This window comes from Luteimonas sp. Soil_C_16 (genome assembly GCF_057657295.1).
In genome coordinates, this window is record NZ_JBDGIS010000003.1 from 25,894 (window position 1) to 51,335 (window position 25,442).

The 25,442-nt window shown below is 68.4% G+C and carries 24 protein-coding genes and 2 tRNA genes; 20 read left to right on the plus strand and 6 right to left on the minus strand.

The window, feature by feature from the left end; genetic code table 11:
• The first annotated feature begins 33 nt into the window (after positions 1 to 33).
• Complete coding sequence (gene hutG / locus AC3A5T_RS06465; RefSeq protein ID WP_487627887.1) at positions 34 to 843, plus strand: N-formylglutamate deformylase; 810 nt, start codon at positions 34 to 36, stop codon at positions 841 to 843.
• The gene (gene mdtD / locus AC3A5T_RS06470; protein ID WP_487627888.1) at positions 840 to 2,267 is read left to right on the plus strand and encodes a multidrug transporter subunit MdtD; all 1,428 of its coding nucleotides are present in this window, start codon (positions 840 to 842) and stop codon (positions 2,265 to 2,267) included. The genes hutG and mdtD overlap by 4 nt, the downstream gene beginning before the upstream one ends.
• Here mdtD and AC3A5T_RS06475 read toward each other — a convergent pair.
• The 3 genes from AC3A5T_RS06475 to parE form a co-directional block, all read right to left on the minus strand.
• Complete coding sequence (locus AC3A5T_RS06475) at positions 2,258 to 2,905, minus strand: hypothetical protein (protein ID WP_487627889.1); 648 nt, start codon at positions 2,903 to 2,905, stop codon at positions 2,258 to 2,260. The two genes, mdtD and AC3A5T_RS06475, sit on opposite strands and share 10 nt — an antisense overlap.
• Before the next feature lie 74 nt (positions 2,906 to 2,979).
• Positions 2,980 to 3,897: an AEC family transporter gene (locus AC3A5T_RS06480; RefSeq protein WP_487627890.1), complete on the minus strand. Its 918-nt coding sequence runs from the start codon at positions 3,895 to 3,897 to the stop codon at positions 2,980 to 2,982.
• Positions 3,898 to 3,956: 59 nt separating this feature from the next.
• The gene (gene parE, locus AC3A5T_RS06485) at positions 3,957 to 5,846 is read right to left on the minus strand and encodes a DNA topoisomerase IV subunit B (RefSeq protein WP_487627891.1); all 1,890 of its coding nucleotides are present in this window, start codon (positions 5,844 to 5,846) and stop codon (positions 3,957 to 3,959) included.
• A gap of 300 nt (positions 5,847 to 6,146) precedes the next feature.
• On the opposite strand from parE, the gene AC3A5T_RS06490 reads away from it, so the two are divergent.
• The 10 genes from AC3A5T_RS06490 to AC3A5T_RS06535 all read left to right on the plus strand — a co-directional run bounded on the left by AC3A5T_RS06490 (position 6,147) and on the right by AC3A5T_RS06535 (position 14,054).
• Complete coding sequence (locus AC3A5T_RS06490) at positions 6,147 to 6,446, plus strand: hypothetical protein (RefSeq protein WP_232136976.1); 300 nt, start codon at positions 6,147 to 6,149, stop codon at positions 6,444 to 6,446.
• Positions 6,447 to 6,617: 171 nt separating this feature from the next.
• Complete coding sequence (gene pyrG / locus AC3A5T_RS06495) at positions 6,618 to 8,282, plus strand: CTP synthase (RefSeq protein ID WP_332078746.1); 1,665 nt, start codon at positions 6,618 to 6,620, stop codon at positions 8,280 to 8,282.
• Positions 8,279 to 9,112, plus strand: a complete 834-nt coding sequence (kdsA, locus tag AC3A5T_RS06500; RefSeq protein WP_232149866.1) for a 3-deoxy-8-phosphooctulonate synthase — start codon at positions 8,279 to 8,281, stop codon at positions 9,110 to 9,112. The genes pyrG and kdsA overlap by 4 nt, the downstream gene beginning before the upstream one ends.
• Positions 9,113 to 9,171: 59 nt before the next feature.
• Positions 9,172 to 9,606 carry a hypothetical protein gene (locus tag AC3A5T_RS06505; RefSeq protein WP_487627892.1) on the plus strand — a complete coding sequence of 145 codons (435 nt, stop codon included), beginning with the start codon at positions 9,172 to 9,174 and terminating at the stop codon, positions 9,604 to 9,606.
• 38 nt (positions 9,607 to 9,644) lie between these two features.
• Positions 9,645 to 10,931 (plus strand): phosphopyruvate hydratase, encoded by a 1,287-nt coding sequence (gene eno, locus AC3A5T_RS06510; protein WP_487627893.1) that lies wholly within the window; start codon positions 9,645 to 9,647, stop codon positions 10,929 to 10,931.
• Positions 10,932 to 10,950: 19 nt separating this feature from the next.
• Entirely contained in the window at positions 10,951 to 11,307 is a 357-nt protein-coding gene (gene ftsB / locus AC3A5T_RS06515) for a cell division protein FtsB (protein ID WP_465073661.1), read from the plus strand.
• Positions 11,304 to 11,993 (plus strand): 2-C-methyl-D-erythritol 4-phosphate cytidylyltransferase, encoded by a 690-nt coding sequence (gene ispD / locus AC3A5T_RS06520; protein WP_487627894.1) that lies wholly within the window; start codon positions 11,304 to 11,306, stop codon positions 11,991 to 11,993. The genes ftsB and ispD overlap by 4 nt, the downstream gene beginning before the upstream one ends.
• A 135-nt stretch (positions 11,994 to 12,128) precedes the next feature.
• Positions 12,129 to 12,626 carry a 2-C-methyl-D-erythritol 2,4-cyclodiphosphate synthase gene (ispF, locus tag AC3A5T_RS06525; RefSeq protein ID WP_487627895.1) on the plus strand — a complete coding sequence of 166 codons (498 nt, stop codon included), beginning with the start codon at positions 12,129 to 12,131 and terminating at the stop codon, positions 12,624 to 12,626.
• Positions 12,616 to 13,734, plus strand: coding sequence for a tRNA pseudouridine(13) synthase TruD (gene truD / locus AC3A5T_RS06530; RefSeq protein WP_487627896.1), 1,119 nt, complete (start codon positions 12,616 to 12,618; stop codon positions 13,732 to 13,734). Before ispF ends, truD begins: the two co-directional genes overlap by 11 nt.
• A gap of 89 nt (positions 13,735 to 13,823) precedes the next feature.
• Positions 13,824 to 14,054 (plus strand): hypothetical protein, encoded by a 231-nt coding sequence (locus tag AC3A5T_RS06535; RefSeq protein ID WP_487627897.1) that lies wholly within the window; start codon positions 13,824 to 13,826, stop codon positions 14,052 to 14,054.
• A 6-nt stretch (positions 14,055 to 14,060) separates the two neighbouring features.
• Here the strand turns inward: AC3A5T_RS06535 and AC3A5T_RS06540 are convergent, their stop codons facing one another.
• A complete protein-coding gene (locus AC3A5T_RS06540) occupies positions 14,061 to 14,726 on the minus strand; it encodes a response regulator (RefSeq protein ID WP_487627898.1) in 666 nt (221 codons plus the stop codon).
• A 168-nt stretch (positions 14,727 to 14,894) separates the two neighbouring features.
• Here AC3A5T_RS06540 and AC3A5T_RS06545 point away from each other — a divergent pair, with 168 nt between their 5' ends.
• The 8 genes from AC3A5T_RS06545 (at position 14,895) to AC3A5T_RS06580 (ending at position 22,818) form a co-directional block, all read left to right on the plus strand.
• On the plus strand, positions 14,895 to 16,739 hold the full coding sequence (locus AC3A5T_RS06545) for a 3-hydroxybutyrate oligomer hydrolase family protein (protein WP_487627899.1): 1,845 nt from the start codon (positions 14,895 to 14,897) through the stop codon (positions 16,737 to 16,739).
• A 90-nt stretch (positions 16,740 to 16,829) separates the two neighbouring features.
• Positions 16,830 to 17,471: a transcriptional repressor LexA gene (gene lexA / locus AC3A5T_RS06550; protein WP_232149877.1), complete on the plus strand. Its 642-nt coding sequence runs from the start codon at positions 16,830 to 16,832 to the stop codon at positions 17,469 to 17,471.
• A 186-nt stretch (positions 17,472 to 17,657) separates the two neighbouring features.
• Positions 17,658 to 18,701 carry a recombinase RecA gene (gene recA, locus AC3A5T_RS06555; RefSeq protein ID WP_332078747.1) on the plus strand — a complete coding sequence of 348 codons (1,044 nt, stop codon included), beginning with the start codon at positions 17,658 to 17,660 and terminating at the stop codon, positions 18,699 to 18,701.
• 97 nt (positions 18,702 to 18,798) lie between these two features.
• Complete coding sequence (locus AC3A5T_RS06560) at positions 18,799 to 19,320, plus strand: regulatory protein RecX (protein ID WP_487627900.1); 522 nt, start codon at positions 18,799 to 18,801, stop codon at positions 19,318 to 19,320.
• Positions 19,321 to 19,486: 166 nt separating this feature from the next.
• Positions 19,487 to 22,132: an alanine--tRNA ligase gene (gene alaS, locus AC3A5T_RS06565; protein ID WP_487627901.1), complete on the plus strand. Its 2,646-nt coding sequence runs from the start codon at positions 19,487 to 19,489 to the stop codon at positions 22,130 to 22,132.
• Positions 22,133 to 22,289: 157 nt separating this feature from the next.
• Positions 22,290 to 22,496 (plus strand): carbon storage regulator CsrA, encoded by a 207-nt coding sequence (gene csrA, locus AC3A5T_RS06570; protein ID WP_465073670.1) that lies wholly within the window; start codon positions 22,290 to 22,292, stop codon positions 22,494 to 22,496.
• Between the two features lie 50 nt (positions 22,497 to 22,546).
• Positions 22,547 to 22,639 (plus strand) — tRNA-Ser (locus tag AC3A5T_RS06575).
• Between the two features lie 102 nt (positions 22,640 to 22,741).
• Positions 22,742 to 22,818, plus strand: a tRNA-Arg gene (locus AC3A5T_RS06580).
• Between the two features lie 450 nt (positions 22,819 to 23,268).
• On the opposite strand, the gene AC3A5T_RS06585 is transcribed toward AC3A5T_RS06580, so the two are convergent.
• Positions 23,269 to 24,558, minus strand: coding sequence for a nucleotide sugar dehydrogenase (locus AC3A5T_RS06585; RefSeq protein ID WP_487627902.1), 1,290 nt, complete (start codon positions 24,556 to 24,558; stop codon positions 23,269 to 23,271).
• Positions 24,559 to 24,613: 55 nt separating this feature from the next.
• Positions 24,614 to 25,441, minus strand: coding sequence for an alpha/beta hydrolase family protein (locus AC3A5T_RS06590; RefSeq protein ID WP_487627903.1), 828 nt, complete (start codon positions 25,439 to 25,441; stop codon positions 24,614 to 24,616).
• Position 25,442: the final 1 nt, after the last annotated feature.

The following is a 25,442-nucleotide window of genomic DNA, read 5'->3' on the forward strand; positions in this document are numbered from 1 at the left end:
CCGGTGCGAGAGGAGCGGGCCTACAATGCGCCGATGCGCACCGACCTCTTCGACCTCCATCGCGGCGACGCGCCGCTGCTGATCAGCATCCCGCACAACGGCACGCACGTGCCCGATGCGATCGCCTCGCAATTGACGGACAAGGCACGTCGCGTGCCCGACACCGACTGGCACGTCGCCGATCTCTACGCGTTCGCACGCGAACTCGGCGCTTCGATGCTGGTGCCGACGCATTCGCGGTACGTCGTCGACCTCAACCGGTCCGAGGACGACGTCTCGCTGTATCCCGGCCAGAACACGACCGGTCTGTGCCCGGTGGTGCGTTTCGACGGCGGCCCGGTGTACCTGCCGGGTGCAGCGCCGACTCCCGACGAGGTCACCGCGCGCGTCGACACCTATTGGCGTCCGTACCATGCCGCGCTCGCGGATGAGATCGCGCGCCTGCACGCCGCGCATGGCCGGGTGGTGCTGTGGGAAGCGCATTCGATCCGCGGCACGCTGCCGTTCCTGTTCGAAGGTCCGCTGCCCGATCTCAATCTCGGCACCGCCAGCGGCGCGAGCTGCAGACCGGAACTCGAAGCACGGATGACCGCGCGATTGCAGGTGCAGTCGACGTTCGGCTTCGTCGCCAACGGCCGCTTCAAGGGCGGCCACATCACCCGGCATTACGGACGACCGGAGACCGGCGTCGAAGCCGTGCAGCTGGAAATCAGCCAGCGCTGCTACATGGACGAGGACACCTTCGCCTGGGCCGCGGCGCGCGCCGGCCGGCTGCAGCCAATTCTGCGCACGCTGATCGAAGATGCGATCAGCTATGCAACCGGAGATTCCCGCCGCGCATGAGCGCCACACGCGCCAGCGATGCCGAGTTGCTGCGTCCGTTCAAGCCGATGCTGTGGCTGGTCGCCGCGGCGGTGTTCATGCAGATGCTGGACACCACGATCGTCAACACCGCGCTGCCGTCGATGGCAGTCGATCTGGGTCAGTCGCCGCTGCGGATGCAGTCGGTCGTGGTCGCCTACGCGCTGACGGTCGCGATGCTGATCCCGGCATCGGGCTGGCTCGCCGACCGCTTCGGCACGCGGCGTCTGTTCGTCGCGGCGATCGCGCTGTTTTCGGCCGGCTCGCTGGCCTGCGCGCTGTCGCAGAACCTCGATGCGCTGGTCGCCTCGCGCGTGCTGCAGGGCGTCGGCGGCGCGATGATGATGCCGGTCGGGCGACTCGCCGTGCTGCGCGCGGTGCCGCGCACGGCGTTCCTCGCGGCGATGAGTTTCGTCACCGTGCCCGGGCTGATCGGCCCGCTGATCGGGCCCGCGCTCGGCGGCTGGCTGGCCGATGTCGCGTCCTGGCACTGGATCTTCCTGATCAATCTGCCGCTGGGCGTGCTCGGCGCAATTGCGGCACTGAAATGGATGCCCGATCTGCGCGCACCGGTCTCGCGGTTCGACCTGCCGGGCTACGCGATGCTCGCGTTCGGCATGATCGCGATCTCGCTGTCGGTCGAAGCGCTGTCGGGCCACGCGGCGCGGCATGCGGCGCTGGTCGTGCTGCTGGTCACCGGGCTCGCGGCGCTGGTCGCGTACTGGCTGCATGCCGCGCGTTCGGTCGCGCCGCTGTTTCCGCTGACGCTGTTCCGCACGCGCACTTTCAGCGTCGGCCTGCTCGGCAATCTGTTCGCACGCCTCGGCAGCAGCGGCATGCCGTACATGATTCCGTTGCTGCTGCAGGTCGCGCTCGGCTACCCGCCGACCCACGCCGGACTGATGATGATTCCCGTCGCGCTGGCCGGCATGTTCTCCAAGCGCATCGTCGTGCCGCTGGTGCAGCGCTTCGGCTACCGCAACGTGCTGGTGGTCAACACCGTCTTGACCGGTCTGACGATGGCGAGTTTCGCGCTGGTCGACGTGGGCCAGCCGACGTGGCTGCACATCGTCCAGTTCGCGATCTTCGGCGCGGTCAATTCGCTGCAGTTCACCGCGATGAACACCCTGGCGCTGCGTGATCTCGGTGGCCCGGAGGCGAGCGCCGGCAACAGCCTGCTGTCGATGGTGATGATGCTGGCGATGAGTCTGGGTGTGGCGACCGCGGGCGGGTTGCTCGGCGCCTTCAGTGGCGAACCGGCCGGGGATGCACCGGTGCTCGCGGCGTTCCGCTGGACCTTCGTCTGCATCGGCGCGCTGACGCTGGCCTCGGCGGCGATCTTCGCCCAGCTCGGCCGCACCCATCGCATTCCGGGGCGCGTCGTCGAGACCAGCGATCAGGCCTGACGCGGCGCCTGTTTGACCGCGCGCAGTTCCCACAGCAGATACGGCGCGCGCGGCGTGAACGCGCGACCGCGCATCCAGCGCAGCCAGCGGCGCAGTGCACGCGCGGCGAGTTTGCGCGAGCTGTGATTCTGCGGCGAGCCGGGCAGGGCGCTGTAGGCCGCGCCGCGTTCGGTGCGGATCACCCGCACGATCTCGAAATGCCCATGGAAGCCGTACATACGCCCGTCGGGCGCGGGCCCGCAGAAATACGCGTGGCTGTCGTCGGTGATGATGTTGACGTGGGTCGGGTCGACGAACGCATCTGTATGCGGAAACGCCGGCGTCAGCGCGTACAGCCGGCCGTCGTGCGCGAGCACGCGCCAGATCTCGTTCATCAGCTCGATGAAGGGAAACCGCGTGCCGCCGTTCGCGTCGGGAAAGATCCGTGGCACGTGCTCGATGAAGTCATAGGCCGACACCGAACCGAAGCTGTCGTCGGGATACGGAATCGGCGCGACGACCAGGTTCGCGGTGCGATATTCGTGGGCGACATCGCCGTCGGGCGCACGAATGTCGATGCCGCAGAGCTGGGCACGTCCGTAGGGATTGCGCGGGGCGTCGCCGCAGCCGAGATCGAGGTGACGGTCGGGTAATGGCATCGGGACAGTCTGCCGTCCGACCCGCATTCAGGCGTTACAGAAACGTTACCCGGGTGCGTGCGACGCGGCTCCAATCACGCCGGCCACCACTCCAGCAGCTGCAGTGCGAGCGGCACGGTGACGATCGCGAGCAGCGTCTGCAGCGTGATCAGCGAGGCCATCAACGGCGCATCGCCGCCCATTTGCCGCGCCATGATGTAGGCGTTGGATGCGGTCGGCAGCGCGGCGTAGAAGGAGGCGGCGCGGGTGACGTCGTCGTCGGCGCCCAGCAGGCGGCAAGTCGCGACGGCGATCAACGGCAACGCCAGCAGTTTCAGTGTCGAGGTGATGCCGAGCGCCAGCGGGCGCGCCGCCGACCAGTTGAAATCGAGTCCGCCGCCGACGCAGATCAGACCCAGCGCAAGCGACGCGCTGCCGAGGATGTCGAGGCCGTTGGCGAGCGGCGCGGGCACCTGCAGGCCGAGGGCATTCACCAGCGCGCCGGCGACCGTAGCGACGATGATCGGATTCTTCGCCAGCATCATCGCGATGCGCGCGGCGCTCACGCGCGTGCCGCCCCACCACGCCAGCGCGACGACGGCGACCACGTTGACCACCGGCAGGCAGATCGCCAGCGCCAGCATCACCAGCGCAGCCGCGGCGTCCTCGAACAGCAGGGACGCGACCGCGAGTCCGAAATAGGTACTCGGACGCACCGCGCCCTGGATGATCGACGAGCGGCTCGGGTCGGGCAGGCGCGGGGCGAAGCGCAGGGCGATGACCAGCAATGCCACCATCGCCAGCGTCGGCAGCAGCGTCGCTGCGGTGAGGTCGCGCAGCGCGCCGCCGGTGAATTCCAGCCGCGCGGTGTTGATGAAGAGCAGTGCCGGAAACGCGACGTAGAACGAGAACCACTCGATCGCCGGAAAGAACCCCTCGGGCGTCCAGCGGCTGCGTCGCAGCCAGACGCCGAGCAGGACGATCAGCAGAACCGGGATGGTGTAGTCGAGCATCGGTCAGGAGTGGCGATCGGACGTAGCAGCGTGATCCGTCGTCACGTCGCGGCGCGCCATCAGACTTCCAGTGTCGCCAGGTCGCCCTTGGTTTCCAGCCAGGCCTTGCGATCGCCCGCACGCTTCTTCGCCAGCAGCATGTCGACCAGCGAGCGCGTCTGCAGATCGTCGTCGATCGTCAGCTGCACCAGGCGGCGCGTGTCGGGATGGATCGCCGACTCACGCAGCTGCGAGGGGTTCATCTCGCCCAGACCCTTGAAGCGGGTCACATTGATCTGGCCCTTGAGCTTCTCGCGCGCGATCTTCTCCAGCAGCAGGCGCTTCTCTTCTTCGTCGAGCGCGTAGAACACCTGCTTGCCCACATCGACGCGGAACAGCGGCGGCATCGCGACGAAGATGTTGCCGGCCGCGACCAGCGCCGGGAAATGGCGCAGGAACAGCGCGCACAACAGCGTGGCGATGTGCAGGCCGTCGGAGTCGGCGTCGGCCAGGATCACGACTTTGCCGTAGCGCAGGCCGGAGATGTCCTCCTTGCCCGGATCGCAGCCGATCGCGATCGCCAGGTTGTGCACTTCCTCCGAGCCCAGCACCGAGGTGCTGGCGACTTCCCAGGTGTTGAGGATCTTGCCGCGCAGCGGCAGGATCGCTTGGAAATCCTTGTCGCGCGCCTGCTTGGCGCTGCCGCCCGCCGAGTCGCCCTCGACGAGGAACAGTTCGGTGCGCGAGAGATCCTGGCTGATGCAGTCGGCCAGCTTGCCCGGCAGCGCCGGACCCTGGGTGACCTTCTTGCGGACGATCTGCTTCTCGGTCTTGAGCCGCGCACTGGCGCGGTCGATCGCGAGCTGGGCGATCTTCTCGCCCAGATCCGTGTGCTGGTTGAGCCACAGGCTGAAGGCATCGTGCGCGGCGCCCTCGACGAAGCCCGCGGCCTGGCGCGAGGACAGCCGCTCCTTGGTCTGGCCGGAGAACTGCGGGTCGGTCATCTTCATCGACAGCACGAAGGCGACACGGTCCCAGACATCTTCCGGCGCCAGCTTCACGCCGCGCGGCAGCAGATTGCGGAAGTCGCAGAACTCGCGCAGCGCGTCGGTGAAGCCGGTGCGCAGGCCGTTGACGTGGGTGCCGTGCTGCGCGGTCGGGATCAGGTTGACGTAGCTCTCCTGCACAAGCTCGCCATCGACCACCCAGGCGACCGCCCAGTCGACGGTCTCGGTGTCCTTCTTCAGCGCGCCGACGAACAGCTCCGGCGGCAGCAGTTCGCGCTCGGCGAGTTCGCCCTTGAGATAATCGCGCAGGCCGTCCTCGAACAGCCACTGGTCGCGTTCGCCGGTCGCCTCATCCAGCAGCGTCACGGTCAGCCCCGGGCACAGCACGGCCTTGGCGCGCAGCAGATGCCGCAGGGATCGCACGCTGAACTTCGGGCTGTCGAAATACTTCGGGTCGGCCCAGAAGCGCACGCGCGTGCCGGTGTTCTTCTTGCCGACCGTGCCGACCACTTCCAGCGGCGAGGCGCGGTCGCCGTCGCGGAAGGTGATGCGGTGCTCGCTGCCGTCGCGCTTGATGTGCACTTCCACCAGCGTCGACAGCGCATTGACCACGCTGACGCCCACGCCGTGCAGGCCGCCGCTGAAGGTGTAGTTCTTGTTGCTGAACTTTCCGCCCGCGTGCAGGCGGGTGAGGATCAGTTCGACGCCCGGAATCTTTTCCTCGGGATGGATGTCGACCGGCATGCCGCGGCCGTCGTCGGACACTTCGCAGCTGCCGTCCTTGAACAGCGTGACGGCGATTTCGCGGGCGTGCCCCGCCAGCGCTTCGTCGACGGCGTTGTCGATGACCTCCTGCGCCAGATGGTTCGGGCGCGTGGTGTCGGTGTACATGCCGGGGCGGCGTTTGACCGGATCCAGGCCGGAGAGGACTTCGATGTCGGCGGCGTTGTAACGGGTGTTCATTCGAGGCTGCGCGGCGGGAATCGGCGCATGTTAAAGGAATTGCCGATCCGCCGATTCCGGAGCGTGTCGCGGCGGAAAACAGCGCGATCCGCGTCATCGCCGCATGTAAGCGGTTGCAATGAAGTTAGGACCGTGTGGACCCCCTGTAAGCAGGCCGTTGTTCAGTTGCGGGCCGGGTCGCGGTGGCTAGGTTCGAATCGTCGAGCAGATCCAGCCGACACCCTTCATCCGCCGCGCCGCCGCGGATGGTTTGCAAGACGCAACGCTGCTCCACTTTCGAATTCAAATCCGGAGAGTCCAATGAAGACCCGCAACGTGTTGTTCGCCGCCATCGTCGCCACCGCCTTCGCCGCCCCGGCGTTCGCCCAGGATGCCTCGGTCGAGCAGCAGGCCCGCGACGCCCAGATCGCCGCGCAGCAGGCCGAGCAGGCCGCCCAGACCGCCGAGGCATCGGCGCAGGCTGCCGAAACCGCCGCCACCGAAGCCGATTACGCGACCGACGCGGTGAACGAGGCCTACGACGCGCAGGCCGACGCCGCCGTCCAGACCGCCGAAGAGCCGGTGCCGCAGGTCGAGGAAGAAGAGGAAGATCCGGCCTGATCCACGCGCCTGGCTGTACCCACGAACGCCCCGCCCAGTCGGGGCGTTCTGCTGTGCGGGCGGGTGTCGATGTGGCCGACCGGGGCGCAGGACCGGGCGCGGTTCGGCCACAGCCTGTAGAATGGGGCTTTCCAGCGACCCGCTGTCCCCATGACGCCTCCTTCCAGTTCCATCACTCCGCTCGTGTTCGTGACCGGCGGCGTGGTCTCTTCCCTCGGGAAGGGCATCGCGGCCGCCTCGCTGGCGGCCATTCTCGAAGCCCGCGGCCTGCGGGTGACGATGATGAAGCTCGATCCCTACATCAACGTCGACCCCGGCACGATGAGCCCGTTCCAGCACGGCGAGGTCTACGTGACCGACGACGGCGCGGAAACCGACCTCGATCTCGGCCACTACGAGCGCTTCATCAATGTGCGCCTGTCGGGCAAGAACTCGATCACGACCGGCAAGATCTACGAGAGCGTGATCCGCAAGGAACGCCGCGGCGATTACCTCGGCGCGACCGTGCAGGTCATCCCGCACATCACCGACGCGATCAAGCGCGCCATCGACGAGGCCACGCAGGGCTACGACGTGGCCCTGGTCGAAATCGGCGGCACCGTCGGCGACATCGAGTCGCTGCCGTTCCTCGAGGCGATCCGCCAGATCCGCACCGACCGCGGCAGCGACAAGGCCGTCTTCATGCATCTGACCCTGGTGCCGTACATCGCGGCCGCCGGCGAGCTGAAGACCAAGCCGACGCAGCACTCGGTCAAGGAACTGCGCTCGATCGGCATCCAGCCCGACATCCTGCTGTGCCGCAGCGAGCAGCCGCTGCCCGACGGCGAGCGCCGCAAGATCGCCTCGTTCACCAACGTGTCGGAGAAGGCGGTGATCTCGGCCGTCGATCTCGACAACATCCACAAGATTCCGATGTGGCTGCATGCGCAGGGCCTGGACGAGATCGTCGTCGAGCGCCTGCGCCTGGGCGACAAGGCCAAGCCGACTGCGGATCTTTCCGAGTGGATCGACGTGGTCAATGCGGTCGAGCATCCGATCGACGAAGTGGTGATCGGCGTCGTCGGCAAGTACGTCGACCACAAAGACGCCTACAAGTCGGTCGGCGAAGCACTCAAGCATGGCGGCGTGCGCCAGCGCACCCGCGTCAGTCTGAAGTGGATCGAATCGCAGGACATCGAGCGCGACGGCGCCGCCGCGTGGCTCGGCGACGTGGACGGCGTGCTGGTGCCCGGCGGTTTCGGCGACCGCGGTTTTGAAGGCAAGGTCCTCGCCTCGCAGTACTCGCGCGAAACCGGCCTGCCGTATTTCGGCATCTGCTACGGCATGCAGGCCGCCGTCGTCGACGTGGCGCGCAATGTCGCCGGTCTCGAAGGCGCCAACAGCACAGAGAACGACAAGCAGTCGCCGCATCCGGTGATCGGTCTGATCACCGAATGGCGCACGCAGTCGGGCGATGTCGAGCGCCGCAGCGAGGACAGCGATCTGGGCGGCACGATGCGCCTGGGCCTGCAGGAACAGCGCCTCAAGCCCGGCACGAAGTCACGCGAGGTCTACGGCCAGGATGTCGTCGGCGAGCGCCATCGCCACCGCTACGAATTCAACAACCGTTACCGCACCCAGCTCGAGGACGCCGGCCTGGTGATTGCCGCCAAGTCGATGGACGACCTGCTGGTGGAGATGGTCGAACTGCCGCAGCATCCGTGGTTCATCGCCTGCCAGGCGCATCCCGAATTCCTGTCCACGCCGCGCGGCGGCCATCCGCTGTTTATCGGCTTCGTGCGCGCCGCGCGCGAGAACAAGGCCGGCGGCGCGCTGCTCAAGGAGGCACACGCATGAAGCTCTGTGGATTCGAGGTCGGTCTCGACCAGCCGTTCTTCCTGATCGCCGGCCCCTGTGTCATCGAGTCGGAGCAGCTGCAGCTCGACGTCGCCGGCCAGCTAAAGGAGATCACGTCCGATCTGGGCATCAATTTCATCTTCAAGTCGAGCTTCGACAAGGCCAACCGCACGTCCGGCACCAGCTTCCGCGGCCCGGGCATGGAAGAAGGCCTGCGCGTGCTGGCGGAAGTGAAGCGCCAGCTCGGCGTGCCGGTGCTGACTGACGTGCACGAATACACGCCGATGGACGAGGTCGCTTCGGTCGTCGACGTGCTGCAGACGCCGGCCTTTCTCGTGCGCCAGACCGATTTCATCAAGAAGGTCTGCGCCGCCGGCAAGCCGGTCAACATCAAGAAGGGCCAGTTCCTGTCGCCGTGGGACATGAAGCCGGTCGTCGAGAAGGCCAAGTCCACCGGCAACGACCAGATCATGGTCTGCGAGCGCGGCGCGAGCTTCGGCTACAACAACCTGGTCAGCGACATGCGCTCGTTGGCGGTGATGCGCGAGACGAATTGCCCGGTCGTGTTCGACGCGACCCACTCGGTGCAGCTGCCGGGCGGGCAGGGCAATTCCAGCGGCGGCCAGCGCGAGTTCGTGCCGGTACTGGCACGCGCGGCGATCGCGGTCGGCGTCGCCGGTGTGTTCATGGAAACGCATCCCAAGCCCGAAGAAGCGCTCAGCGACGGCCCGAACGCGTGGCCGCTGGGCCGCATGCGCGCGTTGCTGGAAACGATGCTGGAACTCGACGCCGTCACCAAGCGTGCCGGCTTCGCGGAAGCCGACCTCTGACCGGCTGGTGGCCCTGGCTGATCGCCTTGCTGTCGTGCGCGGCAGCGGTCGCCTTGGCCGTGCGCAGTGCCCGCAAGATCGCGGCGTCGGCCGTACCGGTCGCGCGCGACGAGCCGTTGCTGCACGCGGCACGTGCGCGCGCCCAGGCGTCGATCGATGAGCTGCGTCCGCATGTCGGTTCGCCACTGCAGGTCGGGGTGAAGATCCCGCTGCGCAACGCGGCCGACGAAATCGAACACGTCTGGGGCACGCCGGAATCGATCGATGCCGCATCGGTGACGGTGCGCATCGTGACCCCCTTCGTCGATGGCGCGACGCCGTCCGAGCCGGTGACCGTCGCGGTCACCGAGATCGAGGACTGGCAGGTGTTTCTTGACGACGGCCGTATCCTCGGTGGCTTCGGCACCCGTGCGCAGATGGCCGTGGCCCGCCGCGACGGCCACCCGATTCCCGAACACGTTCTGGCCCAGGAAGCGCGCTTCGTCGACGCCTGAGCACTCCCATTTTCCCGAACGAGACTTTCGACCCGACCATGACCGCCATCGCCAAGATCCACGCCCGCGAGATCCTCGACTCCCGCGGCAATCCGACCCTCGAAGCCGAAGTGACGCTGGAAGACGGCAGCTTCGGCCGTGCGATGGTGCCGTCCGGCGCCTCGACCGGCGCCCGTGAGGCGGTGGAACTGCGCGATGGCGACAAGACGCGCTATCTCGGCAAGGGCGTGCAGAAGGCCGTCGGCAACGTCAACGGCGCGATTGCCGAGGCATTGAAGGGCTTCGATGCCGCCGACCAGGCGGGTCTCGACAAGCGCCTGATCGATCTCGACGGCACCGAGAACAAGGGCCGTCTGGGCGCCAACGCGCTGCTCGGCGTTTCGATGGCGAACGCGCATGCGCTGGCCGCGTCGAAGAAGATGCCGCTGTGGAAGCTGCTCGGCGGCGACCGCGCGCCGGTGCTGCCGGTGCCGATGATGAACATCATCAACGGCGGCGCGCATGCCGACAACAACGTCGATTTCCAGGAATTCATGGTGCTGCCGGTCGGCTTCTCGAGCTTCTCCGAGTCGCTGCGCGCGGGCACCGAAATCTTCCACGCGCTCAAGTCCGTGCTCAAGAGTCACGGCCTGAGCACGGCGGTGGGTGACGAAGGTGGCTTCGCGCCGGACTTCCGCAGCAACGTCGAAGCGCTCGACACGATCCTCGAGGCGATCGGCAAGGCCGGTTACGCCGCGGGCGACGACGTGCTGCTGGGCCTGGACGTCGCGTCGAGCGAGTTCCATGACAACGGCAAGTACCACCTGGTCGGCGAGAACAAGCGCCTGACCGGCGAGCAGTTCGTCGACTTCCTCGCCGACTGGGCCGCGCAGTACCCGATCGTCACGATCGAGGACGGCATGGCCGAGGACGACTGGACCGGCTGGAAGCAGCTCACCGACCGCATCGGCAGCAAGGTGCAGCTGGTCGGCGACGATCTGTTCGTCACCAACCCGAAGATCTTCAAGGAAGGCATCGATTCCAAGACCGCGAACGCGATCCTGATCAAGGTCAACCAGATCGGCACGCTGACCGAAACGCTCGAAGCCATCGCGATGGCGGATGCGGCCGGTTACGCCGCGGTCGTGTCGCACCGTTCGGGCGAGACCGAGGACACGACGATCGCCGACATCGCGGTCGCCACCACGGCCACGCAGATCAAGACCGGTTCGCTGTGCCGCAGCGATCGCGTCGCCAAGTACAACCAGCTGCTGCGCATCGAAGAGGCCCTGGGCAGTGCTGCCCGGTACGCCGGCCGCGATGCGTTCGTGTCGCTGAAGCGCTGATTCCACAGGACACAGGTCAATGCGCGCGTTGCTCGTCGTGCTGCTGGTGCTCGCCACCCTGCTGGCCTGGTTGCAGTACCGGTTGTGGTTCGGTGTGGGCGGGACCGAGCAGGTCGAGGAGCTGCGCGGTCGCGTCGAGACGCAGGCACGCCAGAACGAAGGCCTGGAGCAACGCAACGCCGCGCTCGCGGCCGAAGTCGCCGACCTCAAATCAGGTGAGGCGGCGATCGAGGAGCGCGCGCGTGGCGAGCTGGGCATGATCAAGCCGGGCGAAACCTTCTACCGCGTCGTCGACGATGCCCGCATCGCGCCGCTGCCGGCCGAGCACGCGCTCGATCCGGACGCGCAGCGCCGCGCGCAGGACCAGGCGCCGTGAGCAACTGGGTGATCGTGCCGGCCGCCGGTCGCGGCAGCCGGTTCGGTGGCGCGGTGCCGAAACAGTTTCTCGAGGTGGGCGGGCGGAGCGTTCTGGCGCACACGCTCGACGCGCTCGCCGGGCATTCCGGCATCGGCGGCGTCGTGCTGGTGCTCGGTGCCGACGACGCACCGCTGCTGCCCGACGCCGTGCTGCACGGCAAGCCGCTGGTCCGCGCACCGGGCGGCGACACGCGTGCGGCATCGGTGCTCGCCGGTCTGCATGCATTGCCCGAATCGGTCCGCCCCGACGACTTCGTGCTGGTGCACGATGCCGCGCGTCCGAACCTGCACGCCGACGATCTCGACGCGCTGCTCGAACGCGGCCGCATGGATCCGGTCGGCGCGATTCTCGCCGCACCCGTGCGCGACACGCTCAAGCGGGCAGGCGACGACGGCGGCATCGACGGTACCGAACCCCGCGAACGCCTGTGGCGCGCGCTGACCCCGCAGCTATTCCGCCGCCTGCAACTGGGCCGCGCACTCGAAGCCGCCGATGTCGACGGCATCGCGGTCACCGACGAAGCCATGGCCATGGAGCGCCAGGGCGCGCGCCCGCTGCTGGTCGAAGGCCGCGAGGACAATTTCAAGATCACGACGCCGGCGGATTTCGCGCGCTTCGAGTTCGAGCTGTCGCGACGCAGGTAAGGACTGCCCACGGATCTACGCAGATGCGCGCGGATCGAAGCGAAGCCTTCGTAGGTGCATCAGCCGCCCCTGTGACTTGCCCAGGTCCCAATCCGTGGCAAGCTGCCGTCCCGTTTTTCCTGCAGGGTCCGCCCCATGACCGCCACGCCTGATTTCCGCATCGGCCAGGGCTTCGATGTCCACGCCTTCGGCGACGGCGACCACGTCATGGTCGGCGGCGTCCGCATCCCGTTCGAGCGCGGCGTACTCGCGCACAGCGATGGCGACGTCGCGCTGCATGCACTGTGCGACGCGATGCTCGGCGCGCTCGCGCTCGGCGACATCGGCGTGCATTTCCCGCCGACCGATGACCGCTGGAAGGGCGCCGACAGCCGTGCGCTGCTGCGGCATTGCAACGTGCTGCTGGCGGAGCGCGGCTGGCGCGTCGGCAATGCCGACGTCACCGTGATCTGCGAGCGGCCGAAGATCGGTCCGCACGCGGCTGCGATGCGCACGGCAATCGCCGACGACCTCGGCATCGCGCTCGACTGCATCTCGGTCAAGGCGACGACCAGCGAACGCCTCGGCTTCACCGGCCGTGGCGAAGGCATTGCCGCGCAGGCGGTGTGCCTGCTGGTGCGCGATGGCGGCTGAGCCGGACGAGAGCGCCGACATCGCAGCCGGCACGCCGACCGCGCACGGCGCGCCGGTGCTGTCGGCGACGATCCGCCAGCATCCGTCGGATTTCCGCGTCGACGAGATCGACGGCTTCGAGGCCAGCGGCGCGGGCGAACATCTGCTGCTGACGATCGAGAAGACCGGCATGAACACCGCGTTCGTCGCGCGCCTGCTCGCGCAGTGGGCCGACGTCGACGGTCGTGCGGTCGGCTATGCGGGCCTGAAGGATCGCCACGCGCTGACGACGCAGCGTTTCACCGTGCAGTTGCCGGGCCGTGACGCACCCGACATCGCCGCGCTCGAAGCCATGGCCACCGGTCATGGCCAGTCGCTGCGCGTGCTGGCGCAGGCGCGGCACGCGCGCAAGCTGCCCCGCGGCGCGCTGGCGGGCAACCGTTTCGTGCTGACGCTGCGCGATGTCGTCGGCGATATCGCGGCGATCGAGGCGCGTCTGCAGACGATCGCCTCGCGCGGCGTGCCGAACTATTTCGGCGAACAACGCTTCGGCCACGACGGCGGCAACATCGACAAGGCGCTGCGCATGTTCGCCGCGCCGCGCCGCCGCATGGACCGCGACCAGCGCGCGATGCTGCTGTCGGCCGCGCGCTCGGCGCTGTTCAACCGCGTGCTCGCGGCGCGCGTCGACGCTGGCGACTGGGACACCGGACTCGATGGCGAGGTCTGGATGCTCGACGGCAGCCGCAGCGTGTTCGGGCCCGAGCCGGCAAGCGCCGAGCTCGACGCACGCGTCGCCGCGCAGGACATCCATCCCACCGCGCCGCTGTGGGGCCGTGGCGCGCTGCGCAGCGCGGGCGACGCACGCGCACGCGAAACCGCGGCGCTCGTCGATCCGCAGTCGCTGGCATTGCGCGAGGGTCTGGAGACTGCCGGCCTGTCGCAGGAACGTCGCGCGACACGCCTGCAACCGGGCGAACTGCAGTGGCGCTGGCCGGCGCCGGACCAGCTGCAGCTTTCGTTCGTGTTGCCGGCCGGCTGCTATGCCACTTCGGTGCTCGCCGAACTCGGCACCATCGGCAATGCCGCCGCCCGTCGGCCGGCACCGGACGCGCCGACCGGCGGTTGATCGGCCTGCGCGGCGCGGGTGTATAGCGCAGGGGCAGGTACCGCAACGGCGGCGCACCTGCGCCGAGCCAGTCGCCGCGGAGTCCGACCATGCCGTCCTTCCTCCGAACCACTCTCGTCCTGTCGGCCTGCGCGCTTGCGGCCTGCGCCAGCAGTTCGCCACGCCTGGCGGATGCACCACCCCGTGAGGTGCGGATGCAATCCGGGGATCCACTGCGGATCACGACCGACGATGCCTACATCGCGAAGGTCAACCGCGAGGCGCAGCGCCGCGGTCTGCAGGTGCAGTGGATCAATCCGCCCTTGCAGCGGAACGACTGATCGCGTTCAACCGGCGACGCGCAGCGCGGGATCGCTGATTTCCAGGCCGCGCAGGATCACGCCCGCGTGCGTGCGGTTGCGTGCGCCGAGCTTTTCGAAGATCGCCGACATGTGCGCCTTGATCGTGCGTTCCTGCACGTCGAGGCGATCGGCGATCTGCTTGTTGAGCAGGCCTTCAGCGACCAGGCGCAATACCCGGAACTGCTGCGGCGTCAGGCTCGCGAGGCGCGCGGCGAGATCCATGTCCGCCGGCGCCGACTGCGCGCGTGCGACCGCGCCGCGGAGCGCCAGCGGCAACCACTGCTCGCAATCGAGCACCGCGCGGATCGCTTCGCGCAATTCGTCGAGGCCGGCGCTCTTTGGGATGTAGCCGGCGACGCCGTGATCAAGCGCGCGGCGCACGACCAGCGGGTCTTCGTTCGCCGATACCAGCACCACCGCCACTGCCGGGAACTGCGCGCGGATCGCCGCCAGTCCGGCGAGCCCATGGTTGCCGGGCATGTGCAGGTCCAGCAGCACGAGATCGATGTCGTCTTCGTTCTCCAGCGCTTCGAGCACGCCGTCGAGCGTCTCGGCCTCGCGCGTGGTGACGTCGGGCGCCGCGTCGGCCGCGGCGCCACGCAAGGCGGCGCGGAACAGCGGGTGGTCGTCGGCGATCAGCAGCTTGGGCATTCGGGGGCCGGGATGGGGATTCGGAATCGGGATCCGGCGCGGTGGCCGCCAGCGTCGGCGTCGACTCCCGGGTCCGGATCCGAGCGCCACACTAGCAAGCCCGGGCCAGCCGCGCGGCTGGTACCAAAGTACGATGGCCGCCGGCGAACGCGCTGCTACGGTGCCTGCATGACCAAGACCCGCATGCTCCGGCCGCTGTGCCTCGCCACCCTCGCGCTCTCGCTCGCCGCCTGTGCCGGCAGTGCGACGCGCAGCGATCCTGCCTCGATGCGCGGAGACGACGCCACGATGTTCAGTGCCCAGCGCACCAGCCTCCACCGCGGCGACGACGATCTGCTGACCGCCGGGCTCGGGCTGGCCGGCCTGCAGGCGATGACGCCGCCGACCTTCGCCGATCCGGAGCGTCCACTCGCGGCCGAAGCACGCCGTCGTGCGCTGTGGGCGAACTGGCGCGGCATCGCCGACCTGGCGCCGGGCGGCGGCTACGGCACGCTCTACGGCAGCCTGACCGCCGTGCCGGGCCGCGAATTCCACGCGCTGGCCACGGTGCCCGGCGCCTCGCAGCCGCATCGTGTGCTGGTGCAGGTGCCCGACGATTTCGACCGCACGCGTCGCTGCATCGTGGTGACCGCCTCGTCCGGCTCGCGTGGCATCTACGGCGCGATCGCCGTCGCCGGCGCCTGGGGTCTGCCGAAGGGCTGCGCCGTCGCCTACACCGACAAGGGCGCAGGCACCGATTACTTCGACGCCGATGCCGGCCTCGGCGTCGCGGCCGATGGCACGCCGTCCGCCGATCGCACGCAGGCCGTCTTTGCGCCGCAGGGCGCGGGGAAGGGCGTTGCGTTCAAGCATGCGCATTCCGGCGACAACCCCGAGGCCGACTGGGGCCGCCACGTCCGCCAGGCCGCCGAATTCGCGCTGCAGGCGCTGGGCGAGGCGTATCCGGACGATGCGCCGTTCGATTTCGACAGCACCCGCGTCATCGCGGTCGGCATTTCCAACGGCGGCGGCGCGGTGCTGCGCGCGGCAGAACTCGAAGGCGACTGGCTCGATGCCGTGGTCGCCGGTGAGCCCAGCGTCCACGTCGATGCACCGGGCGCGCGTTCGCTCTACGACTACACCACCGAAGCCGCGCTGCTGATGCCGTGCGCGCTGCTCGCCGTCGACAACCTGCCGCAGCCGCCGTTGACCGCACAGGTTGCACCGCTGTGGACCGCGCGTTGCGCCTCGCTGCGCGCGGCCGGTCTGGTCGAAGGCGACGACGCTGCGGCGCAGTCGCGGTCGGCACTGGGAATCCTGCGCACCCACGGCTGGACCGATGGTGCGCTGCGCGCGGGCGCCCTGTCGGCGGGCTTCGACCTGTGGCGCGCGATCGCCGCGACCTATGCATCCGCGTACGGCCGTTTCGAGGCCGACGCGCATCCCTGCGGATACCGCTACGCGGCGCAGGGCCCGGACGGCAGTCCGCGTCCGGCGACCGCGACCGAACGCGCGACCTGGTGGAGCGACGGCAGTGGCATTCCGCCGGGCGCGGGTGTCGGCCTCGTCGACACGCGCATGGCGGGTGCCGATCCGCTGCTGCCCGGCCTGCAATGCCTGCGCGCGCTCAACGATGGCGACGATGCGGCCGCGAAACGCGTCCAGGCCGGCATCACCGAGACGCAGGTCGGTCTGCCGCGCGCAGGTCTGCCGGTCGTCGTGATCCATGGCACCGACGACGGCCTGATCCCGATGGCGTTCACCAGCACGCCCTATGTCGGCTGGGCGAAGGCGGCCGGGCGCGACGTGCGTCTGTGGCAGGTCGCCAATGCGCAGCACTTCGACGGATTCCTCGGCCTGCCGGACTACGCCGCGCGCTACGTGCCGCTGCTGCCATACGTGTACGCCGCGCTCGACCGCGTCGACGCGCACTTGGACGGCAACGGCGCGCTGCCGGCGGACGCCGCGATTCAGACCACGGCGCGTGGCGCAGGCAAGCCGCTCGACGCCGTCCACCTCGCGGTCCCCCGCTGACGCCCCCCCGCTGACGGACTAACGTCTGACGCCCTTCTCCTGACGGCAAACGCTTGCAGTGCCCATGCGTTAGTAGTAATACTACTCACCATGGACTTGACCCAGACCCAGCACGCGATTCTCGAAATGATCGGCGAGCGCATCGCGGCCGAAGGCATGCCGCCTTCGCAGACCGAGATCGCCCGCGCGTTCGGCTTCAGTGGCGTGCGTGCCGCGCAGTACCACCTCGATGCCCTGGAAGCCGCCGGCGCGATCGAGCGGGTGCCGGGACGGGCACGTGGCATCCGCGTGCTGGTCCCGGTGCAGCAGGCGCAGCACGCACTGGCCCTGGGCGCCACGCCCGGTGATGCGCTCCGCCTGCCGGTGCTCGGGCAGGTCGCCGCCGGCGCACCGATCGGTGCCGACATCGGCTCGGACGATTACCTCGTCCTCGACCGCGTGCTGTTTTCGCCGTCGCCCGACTACCTGCTCAAGGTCAAGGGCGACTCGATGCGCGATGAAGGCATCTTCGAAGGCGATCTGATCGGCGTGCACCGTACCCGCGATGCGCGCTCGGGCCAGATCGTCGTCGCCCGTGTCGATGACGCGATCACGGTCAAGCTGCTGAAGATCGGCAAGGACCGCATCCGGCTGATGCCGCGCAATCCCGATTACGCACCCATCGAGGTGCTGCCCGACCAGGACTTCGCGATCGAAGGCCTGTACTGCGGGCTGGTCAGGCCGAACCGTTGAGCGCCTTGCCACGGCGGCGCACGGGATGCGGGGTGTTTCCCGACCGGCATCCGCGTCGCGCGCCGCTGACCGGCGCGCATCCACCCACTTAATTTGATGTCCTCCCTGCAGCGTCGCAGCCTGTGCGACCTGCGATTGCGAGGATGCATCCACCAGACCGGAACACGAATGACGAGGACCACCACGATGGACGAGAACAAGAAGCGCGCGCTCTCCGCAGCCCTGAGCCAGATCGAGAAGCAGTTCGGCAAGGGCTCGGTGATCCGCATGGGCGACCGCGTGTCGGAAGTGGTCCCGGTGATCCCGACCGGTTCGCTGCAGCTCGATCTCGCACTCGGCATCGGCGGTCTGCCGCGCGGCCGCGTCATCGAGGTCTACGGCCCGGAATCGTCGGGCAAGACCACGCTGACCCTGCAGACGATCGCGCAGTGCCAGAAGATGGGCGGCGTCGCGGCGTTCATCGACGCCGAGCATGCGCTCGATCCCACGTACGCCGCGAAGCTCGGCGTCAACGTCGAGGATCTGCTGGTCTCCCAGCCCGACACCGGCGAGCAGGCGCTCGAGATCGCCGACATGCTGGTGCGCTCGAACTCGGTCGACATGGTCGTCATCGACTCCGTTGCCGCGCTGACCCCGCGCGCCGAAATCGAAGGCGAGATGGGCGACCAACTGCCGGGCCTGCAGGCCCGTCTGATGAGCCAGGCGCTGCGCAAGCTGACCGGCAACATCAAGCGCAGCAACTGCATGGTGTTCTTCATCAACCAGCTGCGCATGAAGATCGGCATCATGATGCCGGGCCAGAGCCCCGAGACCACGACGGGCGGCAACGCGCTGAAGTTCTACGCGTCGGTCCGCCTCGACATCCGCCGCATCGGCGCGATCAAGAAGGGCGACGAGATCATCGGCAACCAGACCCGCATCAAGGTCGTCAAGAACAAGATGGCGCCCCCGTTCAAGCAGGTCATCACCGAAATCCTCTACGGCGAAGGCATCAGCCGCGAAGGTGAACTGATCGACATGGGTGTCGAGGCCAAGCTGATCGAGAAGGCGGGCGCCTGGTACAGCGCGGGTGACGAGCGGATCGGGCAGGGCAAGGAGAACGCCCGCCAGTACCTCAAGGACAACCCGGAAGTGGCCGCGCGCATCGAGGCGGGCATCCGCGAGAAGCTGCTGCCGGCAGCCGTGCTGGCGGCCGCGGCGGCGGGCAATGAAGAAAACGACGACGACTGAGCCGGCCGCGTCGGGCCTGCCCGGCGGCGGCGAACCGCATGACACGGACCTGCCGGCAGGCGGGTCCGTGGAACGCCTCGACGCAGCCGAGTCCGGATTGACCGCCCAGGGTGATACGCCTGCCACGGGCAGGCGCAGGAAACGCCGCGAACTGACGCCCGCCCAGCGGGCGTTGTCGTTGCTGGTACGGCGTGAGCATTCGCAACCCGAACTCCTGCGCAAGCTCGCCGCGCGCGGCATCGAGCCCGAAGCCGCTGCCGATGCCGTCGAGCGCATGCGCGAGGCCGGCTGGCAGGACGACGGCCGCTTCGCCGCGAGCCTCGCCCGCAGCCGGGCCACGGGCGGCCACGGCCCCTTGCGGATCGAGGCCGAACTGGCGACGCATCGGCTCGATGCGGGCAGGATCGCTGCCGCCTTCGAATCGCTGGCCGCCGACGGCGACGCCGACTGGCCGCAGCGCGCACGCGATCTGCTCGAGCGTCGTTACGACGTGGCCGGGTTCGCGGACGATCCGGCACTGCGGCGCAAGGCCGTGGATTTCCTGCTGCGTCGTGGGTTCGACGGCGAGACCGCCTATGGCGCGGTCCGCGCGTTGCGGGACGATCCAGGCGCCGTGTAGCACGCGCGCGGGTTGCGCCGGTGCAGCGGCGCGCGTGGCCCCCGGACGGCCTGCTACCCTTTGCGGCTGTGGGCATGGCTCCGGACCTGTCCCCGCCGAGATGGCGGGCGTGCACGGCTGCCGGGGATGCCCTTACTCCCTCCAGCACGTCCGTCACGCCAGGCCCATGACCACGCAGACCCCCACCAGCACCGCCCAGATCCGCAGCGACTTCCTCGAGTTCTTCAAGGGCAAGGGCCACACCATCGTGCCGTCGGCGCCGCTGGTGCCCGGCAACGATCCCACGCTGCTGTTCACCAACTCCGGCATGGTGCAGTTCAAGGACGTATTCCTGGGCGCCGAGAAGCGCAGCTACGTGCGCGCGGCCGACGTCCAGCGCTGCCTGCGCGCGGGCGGCAAGCACAACGATCTCGACGTCGTCGGCTACACCGCGCGTCACCACACCTTCTTCGAGATGCTCGGCAACTGGTCGTTCGGCGACTACTTCAAGCAAGACGCCATCGCCTGGGCGTGGGAACTGCTGACGCAGGTCTGGAAGCTGCCGGCCGACCGTTTGCTGGTCACCGTCTACCAGACCGACGACGAGGCCTACGCGCTGTGGCGCGACATGGTCGGCATTCCGGAAGACCGCATCGTCCGCATCGGCGACAACAAGGGTGCGCCGTTCGCCTCCGACAACTTCTGGCAGATGGCCGACACCGGCCCCTGCGGCCCCTGCACCGAGATCTTCTACGACCACGGCCCTGCGCATTTCGGCGGCCCCCCGGGCTCGCCCGACGAAGACGGCGACCGCTTCATCGAGATCTGGAATCTGGTCTTCATGCAGTTCGACAAGCAGTCCGACGGCACGCTGGTGCCGTTGCCTGCGCCGTGTGTCGACACCGGTATGGGGCTGGAACGCCTCGCCGCGATCCTGCAGGGCGTGCACAGCAACTACGAGATCGACCTGTTCCAGGCCCTGATCCGCAAGGCCGGTGAACTCACCGGCACGCAGGATCTGGAGAACAAGTCGCTGCGCGTGATCGCCGACCACATCCGTGCCTGCAGCTTTCTGATCGTCGACGGCGTGCTGCCGTCCAACGAAGGTCGCGGCTACGTGCTGCGCCGGATCATCCGCCGCGCACTGCGCCACGGCTGGATGCTCGGCGTGCGCCAGCCGTTCTTCAGCGCGATGGTCGCCACGCTCGACGACGTGATGGGCGAGGCGTATCCGGAACTGCGCGAGAAGCGCGACCTGGTCGAGCGCGCGCTCAAGGCCGAAGAGGAGCGCTTCGCCGAGACGCTCGATGCCGGCATGCGGATCTTCGACGACGTCGCGTCGCGCAGCAACGGCGCGATTCCGGGCGAGGACGCGTTCCGCCTGTACGACACCTACGGATTCCCGCTCGATCTCACCCAGGACATCGCGCGAGAGCGCGGCCTCGAGGTCGACATGCCCGGCTTCGATGCCGCCATGCAGCGCCAGCGCGAGACTGCGCGCGCGGCCGGCAAATTCACGTCGAGCGCCGGCCTGTCGGCCGATCTCGTCGCCCAGCTGTCGCCGACCGTGTTCGTCGGCGACGACCAGCACGAGGCCGACGGTCTGCAGATCCTCGCGCTGCTCGTGGGCGGGCGCCCGGTCGAGTCCGCATCGGCCGGCGACGAAGTCGTCGTGATCCTCGACCGCACACCGTTCTACGGCGAGTCGGGCGGCCAGGTCGGCGATACCGGCGTGCTCGAAGCCGACGGTGTGCGTTTTGAAGTCGACGATACGCAGAAATTCGCGGGCCAGTTCCACGGCCATGTCGGCCGCCTGGTGTCGGGTACGCTGCAGCGCGGTGATCAGGTGCGCGGCGCGATCGATACCGCACGTCGCGGCACCATCGTGCTCAACCACAGCGCGACGCATCTGCTGCACGGCGCGCTGCGCGATCTGCTCGGCACACACGTCGCGCAGAAGGGCTCGCTGGTCGCGCCCGAGCGCCTGCGTTTCGACTTCTCGCATTTCCAGCCGGTGACGACCGACGAACTCGCCGAAATCGAGCGTCGCGTCAACGTCGAAGTGCGCGCCAACCATCCGGTCAGCATCGAGCAGATGGACATGCAGTCCGCGCTCGATTCAGGCGCGATGGCGCTGTTCGGCGAGAAGTACGGCGAGCGCGTGCGCGTGGTGACGATGGGCGAATCGGTCGAATTGTGCGGCGGTACGCACGTCGACCGTACCGGCCGCATCGGCCTGTTCAAGCTCGTGTCCGAAGGCGGCGTGTCGTCCGGCGTGCGCCGTATCGAAGCGCTGACCGGCCAGGCCGCACTCGATCACGTGCGCAGCGATGAAGAGCGCATGCGTCAGGCGGCCGGTCTGCTCGGCGGCACTGCCGGCGAAGTCGGCGAGCGACTGCGCGCGCTGCTCGATCGCCAGAAGCAGCTCGAGCGCGAGCTCGAATCGCTCAAGGCCAAGGCCGCCAGCGGCGCGACCGCCGACCTCGGCGCATCCGCTGTCGACGTCGACGGCATCAAGGTCGTCGCCGCGCGCATCGAAGGCCTCGATGCCAAGGCGCTGCGGGATGCGGTGGATCGTCTCAAGCAGCAGCTCGGCGATGTGGTCGTGCTGTTGGCCGGCACGAGCGACGGCAAGGCGGCGCTGGTCGCCGGCGTCGGCGGCGCCGCGACCGGTCGCGTCAAGGCGGGCGAACTGCTGTCGCACGTCGCGGCGAAAACCGGCGGCAAGGGCGGCGGTCGACCCGACATGGCGCAGGGCGGCGGCGAAGACGGTCCTGCGTTGCTCGCGGCACTCGGCGACGTCCGCCAGTGGGTCGCCGAACGCCTCGGCTAAGCGGGCGCTAAACGCCCGTCCCCGCTTGTTGACCGGCCGCCCGGCAGGGGACATGCTTCACGGCCTAACGAGGTCTGTAATCGGTTTCCAAGGTCGAGAACGGTCCGAATACAGTCCACGCCGGCGCGTCGAAACGGGCCGGTTCCAGGAGATTGCTATGCTGATTTTGACCCGCCGCGTCGGGGAGACGCTGATGATTGGTGACCAGGTGTCGGTCACCGTATTGGGCGTCAAGGGCAACCAGGTGCGCATCGGTATCACCGCACCCAAGGATGTCGCCGTGCACCGCGAGGAGATCTATCAGCGCATCCATCGCGAAGGCGATGGTGCCGACGCGCAAGAAGATTTGCCGCAGACGCCCTGAGCCGTTATCCTTCGCACCGCGTTCGGCGCTTGCGTCGAACGTGTTGCTTCGGAGAGTTGCCCGAGTGGCTGAAGGGGCTCCCCTGCTAAGGGAGTATGGGGCTTAAAACTCCATCGAGGGTTCGAATCCCTCACTCTCCGCCACTGCTCGAATTCGATCGGATTTCTTCGGAAATCGCAGAGAAAAATTCTGGATAGTGGTTGACGAAGCAAACGTTTTGCTAGAAAATTCCGCTTCTGTTCAAGGCGCCCGTAGCTCAGTTGGATAGAGCACCAGGCTACGAACTTGGGGGTCGGAGGTTCGAATCCTTCCGGGCGCACCAGAACAACGAAGAGGCCAGCGAGCGATCGCTGGCTTTTTTGTTGCGCGCATGTTTTCCGCAGGGGCGTGTGCGTCTGTTTCGATCCACTGCGCATCTCGCGATTGGTGGACGCCGCACCGTGCGTTGGCCTGCGACCGCGGCGGCGCGATGCATCTTCGAAGGCATGGATCACGTGCCGTACGCGGCGCTCCCGTCGCCGAGTGGCGGGCGCGACGAGATCTACGCGCGCTTTGCATGCCGGTGCAGAGGCGGGTCTCGATGCGTCGTGGTGAACTTGCATCGCTGACGCCGCCGCATGCGAAGCGCGTCAGCTCGCCGGAACGGAACGTCGGGACACCGGGATTGCAGACGCGACGCTTCGACGCGATCGACCCGCTCTAGGCGGGCACCGCTTCACGACAGTCTGGAGGGCGGGTCACGCCGCGCATCCGGGCGCAGCGTAGCGACGCGCTAGAGTCGCGCGTCCACCGCGTCCGCGGGTAGCACGGCCTTGACGTCGAAGAGCACCGCGCCCGGCTTGCCGAACGCGCGCATGCCATCCGCGCCGAGATCGCGGAACTGCGTGTGCGCGACCGCGAGGATGATCGCGTCGTAGGCGCCGGTCTCCGGCGTGTCGATGGGCGTGAGCCCGTACTCGTGCTGCGCGTACGCCGCCGCGACCCACGGATCGTGCACGTCGACGTCGATGCTGTAGCTCTGCAGTTCGCGCACCACGTCGATCACGCGCGTGTTGCGCAGGTCCGGGCAGTTCTCCTTGAACGCCAGCCCCAGCACCAGCACGCGCGCGCCGGCGGTCTGGATGCCGCGCTGCTGCATCAGCTTCACCACGCGCTGGGCGACGTGCAGGCCCATGCTGTCGTTGATGCGACGGCCGGCGAGGATCACTTCGGGGTGGTAACCGATCTCCTGCGCCTTGTGCGTCAGGTAATACGGATCGACGCCGATGCAGTGGCCACCGACGAGACCCGGTCGGAACGGCAGGAAGTTCCACTTCGTACCCGCGGCTTCGAGCACTTCGTGCGTATCGATGCCGAGGCGATCGAAGATCAGCGCGAGCTCGTTGACGAGGGCGATGTTGACGTCGCGCTGGGTGTTCTCGATGACCTTGGCCGCTTCGGCCACGCGGATGCTCGACACGCGATGCGTGCCGGCTTCGACGATGTCGCGATACAGCGCGTCGACGAACTCTGCCGCCGCGTCGCTGGAGCCTGCAGTGACCTTGAGCGTGTTCTCCAGCCGATGCTGCTTGTCGCCGGGATTGATGCGTTCGGGGCTGTAGCCGACGTGGAAGTCGTCGCGATAGCGCAGTCCGGAAGCGGCCTCCAGGATCGGCACACAGATTTCCTCGGTCGCCCCCGGATACACCGTCGACTCGTAGATCACCACGCCACCGCGCTGCAGGGCCGCGCCGACCGCGCGACTCGAAGCTTCCAGCGCCGACAGGTCGGGCCGCTTGTAGGCATCGACCGGCGTCGGCACGGTGACGATGTGAACGTTGCAGCCTGCGAGATCGGCTGCGTCGGCGCTGTAGCGCAGATGTGCGGCCGCGCGCAGTTCGTCGGGCGACAGCTCGCGGGTGTGGTCGTCGCCGCGCTGCAGGCCGGTCACGCGCGTCTGGTCGATGTCGAAACCCAGCGTCGCGTGGTGGCGGCCGAATGCGACCGCGAGCGGCAGGCCCACGTAGCCGAGGCCGATGACGGCGATGCGGATGTCGTCGCGTGCGGGCAGCGGTGCGGTCATGCAGGAGAGGCTCGTTGGTCGATCGACGCAGTGTAGCGGACGCTCGCAACCCGCCTCAGGTGTCGGCGAGCCAGGCGGCGATCGCGTCCGGCGTGCGCATCCACGCGAAATGGTCGGCCCTCGCGTCCAGGCGCGCGGCGTCGAACCCCTCGATCGCGACATCCGCGCTGCCGAGCTTGCCGAGCAGGAAACGCAGCGACGACGGCGGGCCGAGCCAGTCGTCGCCGAGCCAAGCCGCGCGGACGGGCACCTCGACACGCGCCATCGACGTATCGATATCGACATCGATGCCGGCTGCCGCATAACGCCCGCGCAATCCGCTGCGCGTCCAGTCGGCGATCACGCCGCGTGATTCGTTGCCGGCGAAACGCAGCCGGCGCCCCGGCAATACGCCGCGCGTGCGCGCGAGCCACGCCATGAAGCGGTACAGCGGCGGCAGCGTGTAGCGCACACGCGGCGGAAACGCGCGCCAGTAGGGCGCGCCGCTGGCGACCAGCCATAGCGCGTCGGCCGCATCGGGCTGCAGCGCGAGATGGCAGCAGGCGAGCTGACCACCGAGGCTGTGCCCGCCGACGATGCGCGACGCACCCGGCACGGCGGCGTCCAGCGCCGCTTCGCTGCGTGCGATGTCCGCCAGCAGTTCGCGGTAGCCCCAGTCGTGCGCGCGGCCGGCGCGCAGGCTGCTCGAGCCGATGCCGCGCCATTCGTGCAGGCCGACGGCAATGCCGCGCGCCGCCAGCGCATCGGCGAACGGCAGGTAATGCTTCGCCGGCACGCCCATCGCCGGCAGCCACAGCAGCCGACGCGTCGGGGCATCGGGTACGCGCAGGATCAGTTCGAAGCAATGGCCATCGCCGCTGTCGAGCGGTGCTACGCGGGCCACC

Bases quoted from the DNA above. Each gene is read 5' to 3' on its own strand.
- hutG (WP_487627887.1), top strand. From the start codon at position 34: ATGCGCACCGACCTCTTCGACCTCCATCGCGGCGACGCGCCGCTGCTG.
- mdtD (WP_487627888.1), top strand. From the start codon at position 840: ATGAGCGCCACACGCGCCAGCGATGCCGAGTTGCTGCGTCCGTTCAAG.
- AC3A5T_RS06475 (WP_487627889.1), bottom strand. From the start codon at position 2,905: ATGCCATTACCCGACCGTCACCTCGATCTCGGCTGCGGCGACGCCCCG.
- AC3A5T_RS06480 (WP_487627890.1), bottom strand. From the start codon at position 3,897: ATGCTCGACTACACCATCCCGGTTCTGCTGATCGTCCTGCTCGGCGTC.
- parE (WP_487627891.1), bottom strand. From the start codon at position 5,846: ATGAACACCCGTTACAACGCCGCCGACATCGAAGTCCTCTCCGGCCTG.
- AC3A5T_RS06490 (WP_232136976.1), top strand. From the start codon at position 6,147: ATGAAGACCCGCAACGTGTTGTTCGCCGCCATCGTCGCCACCGCCTTC.
- kdsA (WP_232149866.1), top strand. From the start codon at position 8,279: ATGAAGCTCTGTGGATTCGAGGTCGGTCTCGACCAGCCGTTCTTCCTG.
- eno (WP_487627893.1), top strand. From the start codon at position 9,645: ATGACCGCCATCGCCAAGATCCACGCCCGCGAGATCCTCGACTCCCGC.
- ftsB (WP_465073661.1), top strand. From the start codon at position 10,951: ATGCGCGCGTTGCTCGTCGTGCTGCTGGTGCTCGCCACCCTGCTGGCC.
- ispF (WP_487627895.1), top strand. From the start codon at position 12,129: ATGACCGCCACGCCTGATTTCCGCATCGGCCAGGGCTTCGATGTCCAC.
- truD (WP_487627896.1), top strand. From the start codon at position 12,616: ATGGCGGCTGAGCCGGACGAGAGCGCCGACATCGCAGCCGGCACGCCG.
- AC3A5T_RS06535 (WP_487627897.1), top strand. From the start codon at position 13,824: ATGCCGTCCTTCCTCCGAACCACTCTCGTCCTGTCGGCCTGCGCGCTT.
- AC3A5T_RS06540 (WP_487627898.1), bottom strand. From the start codon at position 14,726: ATGCCCAAGCTGCTGATCGCCGACGACCACCCGCTGTTCCGCGCCGCC.
- AC3A5T_RS06545 (WP_487627899.1), top strand. From the start codon at position 14,895: ATGACCAAGACCCGCATGCTCCGGCCGCTGTGCCTCGCCACCCTCGCG.
- lexA (WP_232149877.1), top strand. From the start codon at position 16,830: ATGGACTTGACCCAGACCCAGCACGCGATTCTCGAAATGATCGGCGAG.
- recA (WP_332078747.1), top strand. From the start codon at position 17,658: ATGGACGAGAACAAGAAGCGCGCGCTCTCCGCAGCCCTGAGCCAGATC.
- alaS (WP_487627901.1), top strand. From the start codon at position 19,487: ATGACCACGCAGACCCCCACCAGCACCGCCCAGATCCGCAGCGACTTC.
- csrA (WP_465073670.1), top strand. From the start codon at position 22,290: ATGCTGATTTTGACCCGCCGCGTCGGGGAGACGCTGATGATTGGTGAC.
- AC3A5T_RS06585 (WP_487627902.1), bottom strand. From the start codon at position 24,558: ATGACCGCACCGCTGCCCGCACGCGACGACATCCGCATCGCCGTCATC.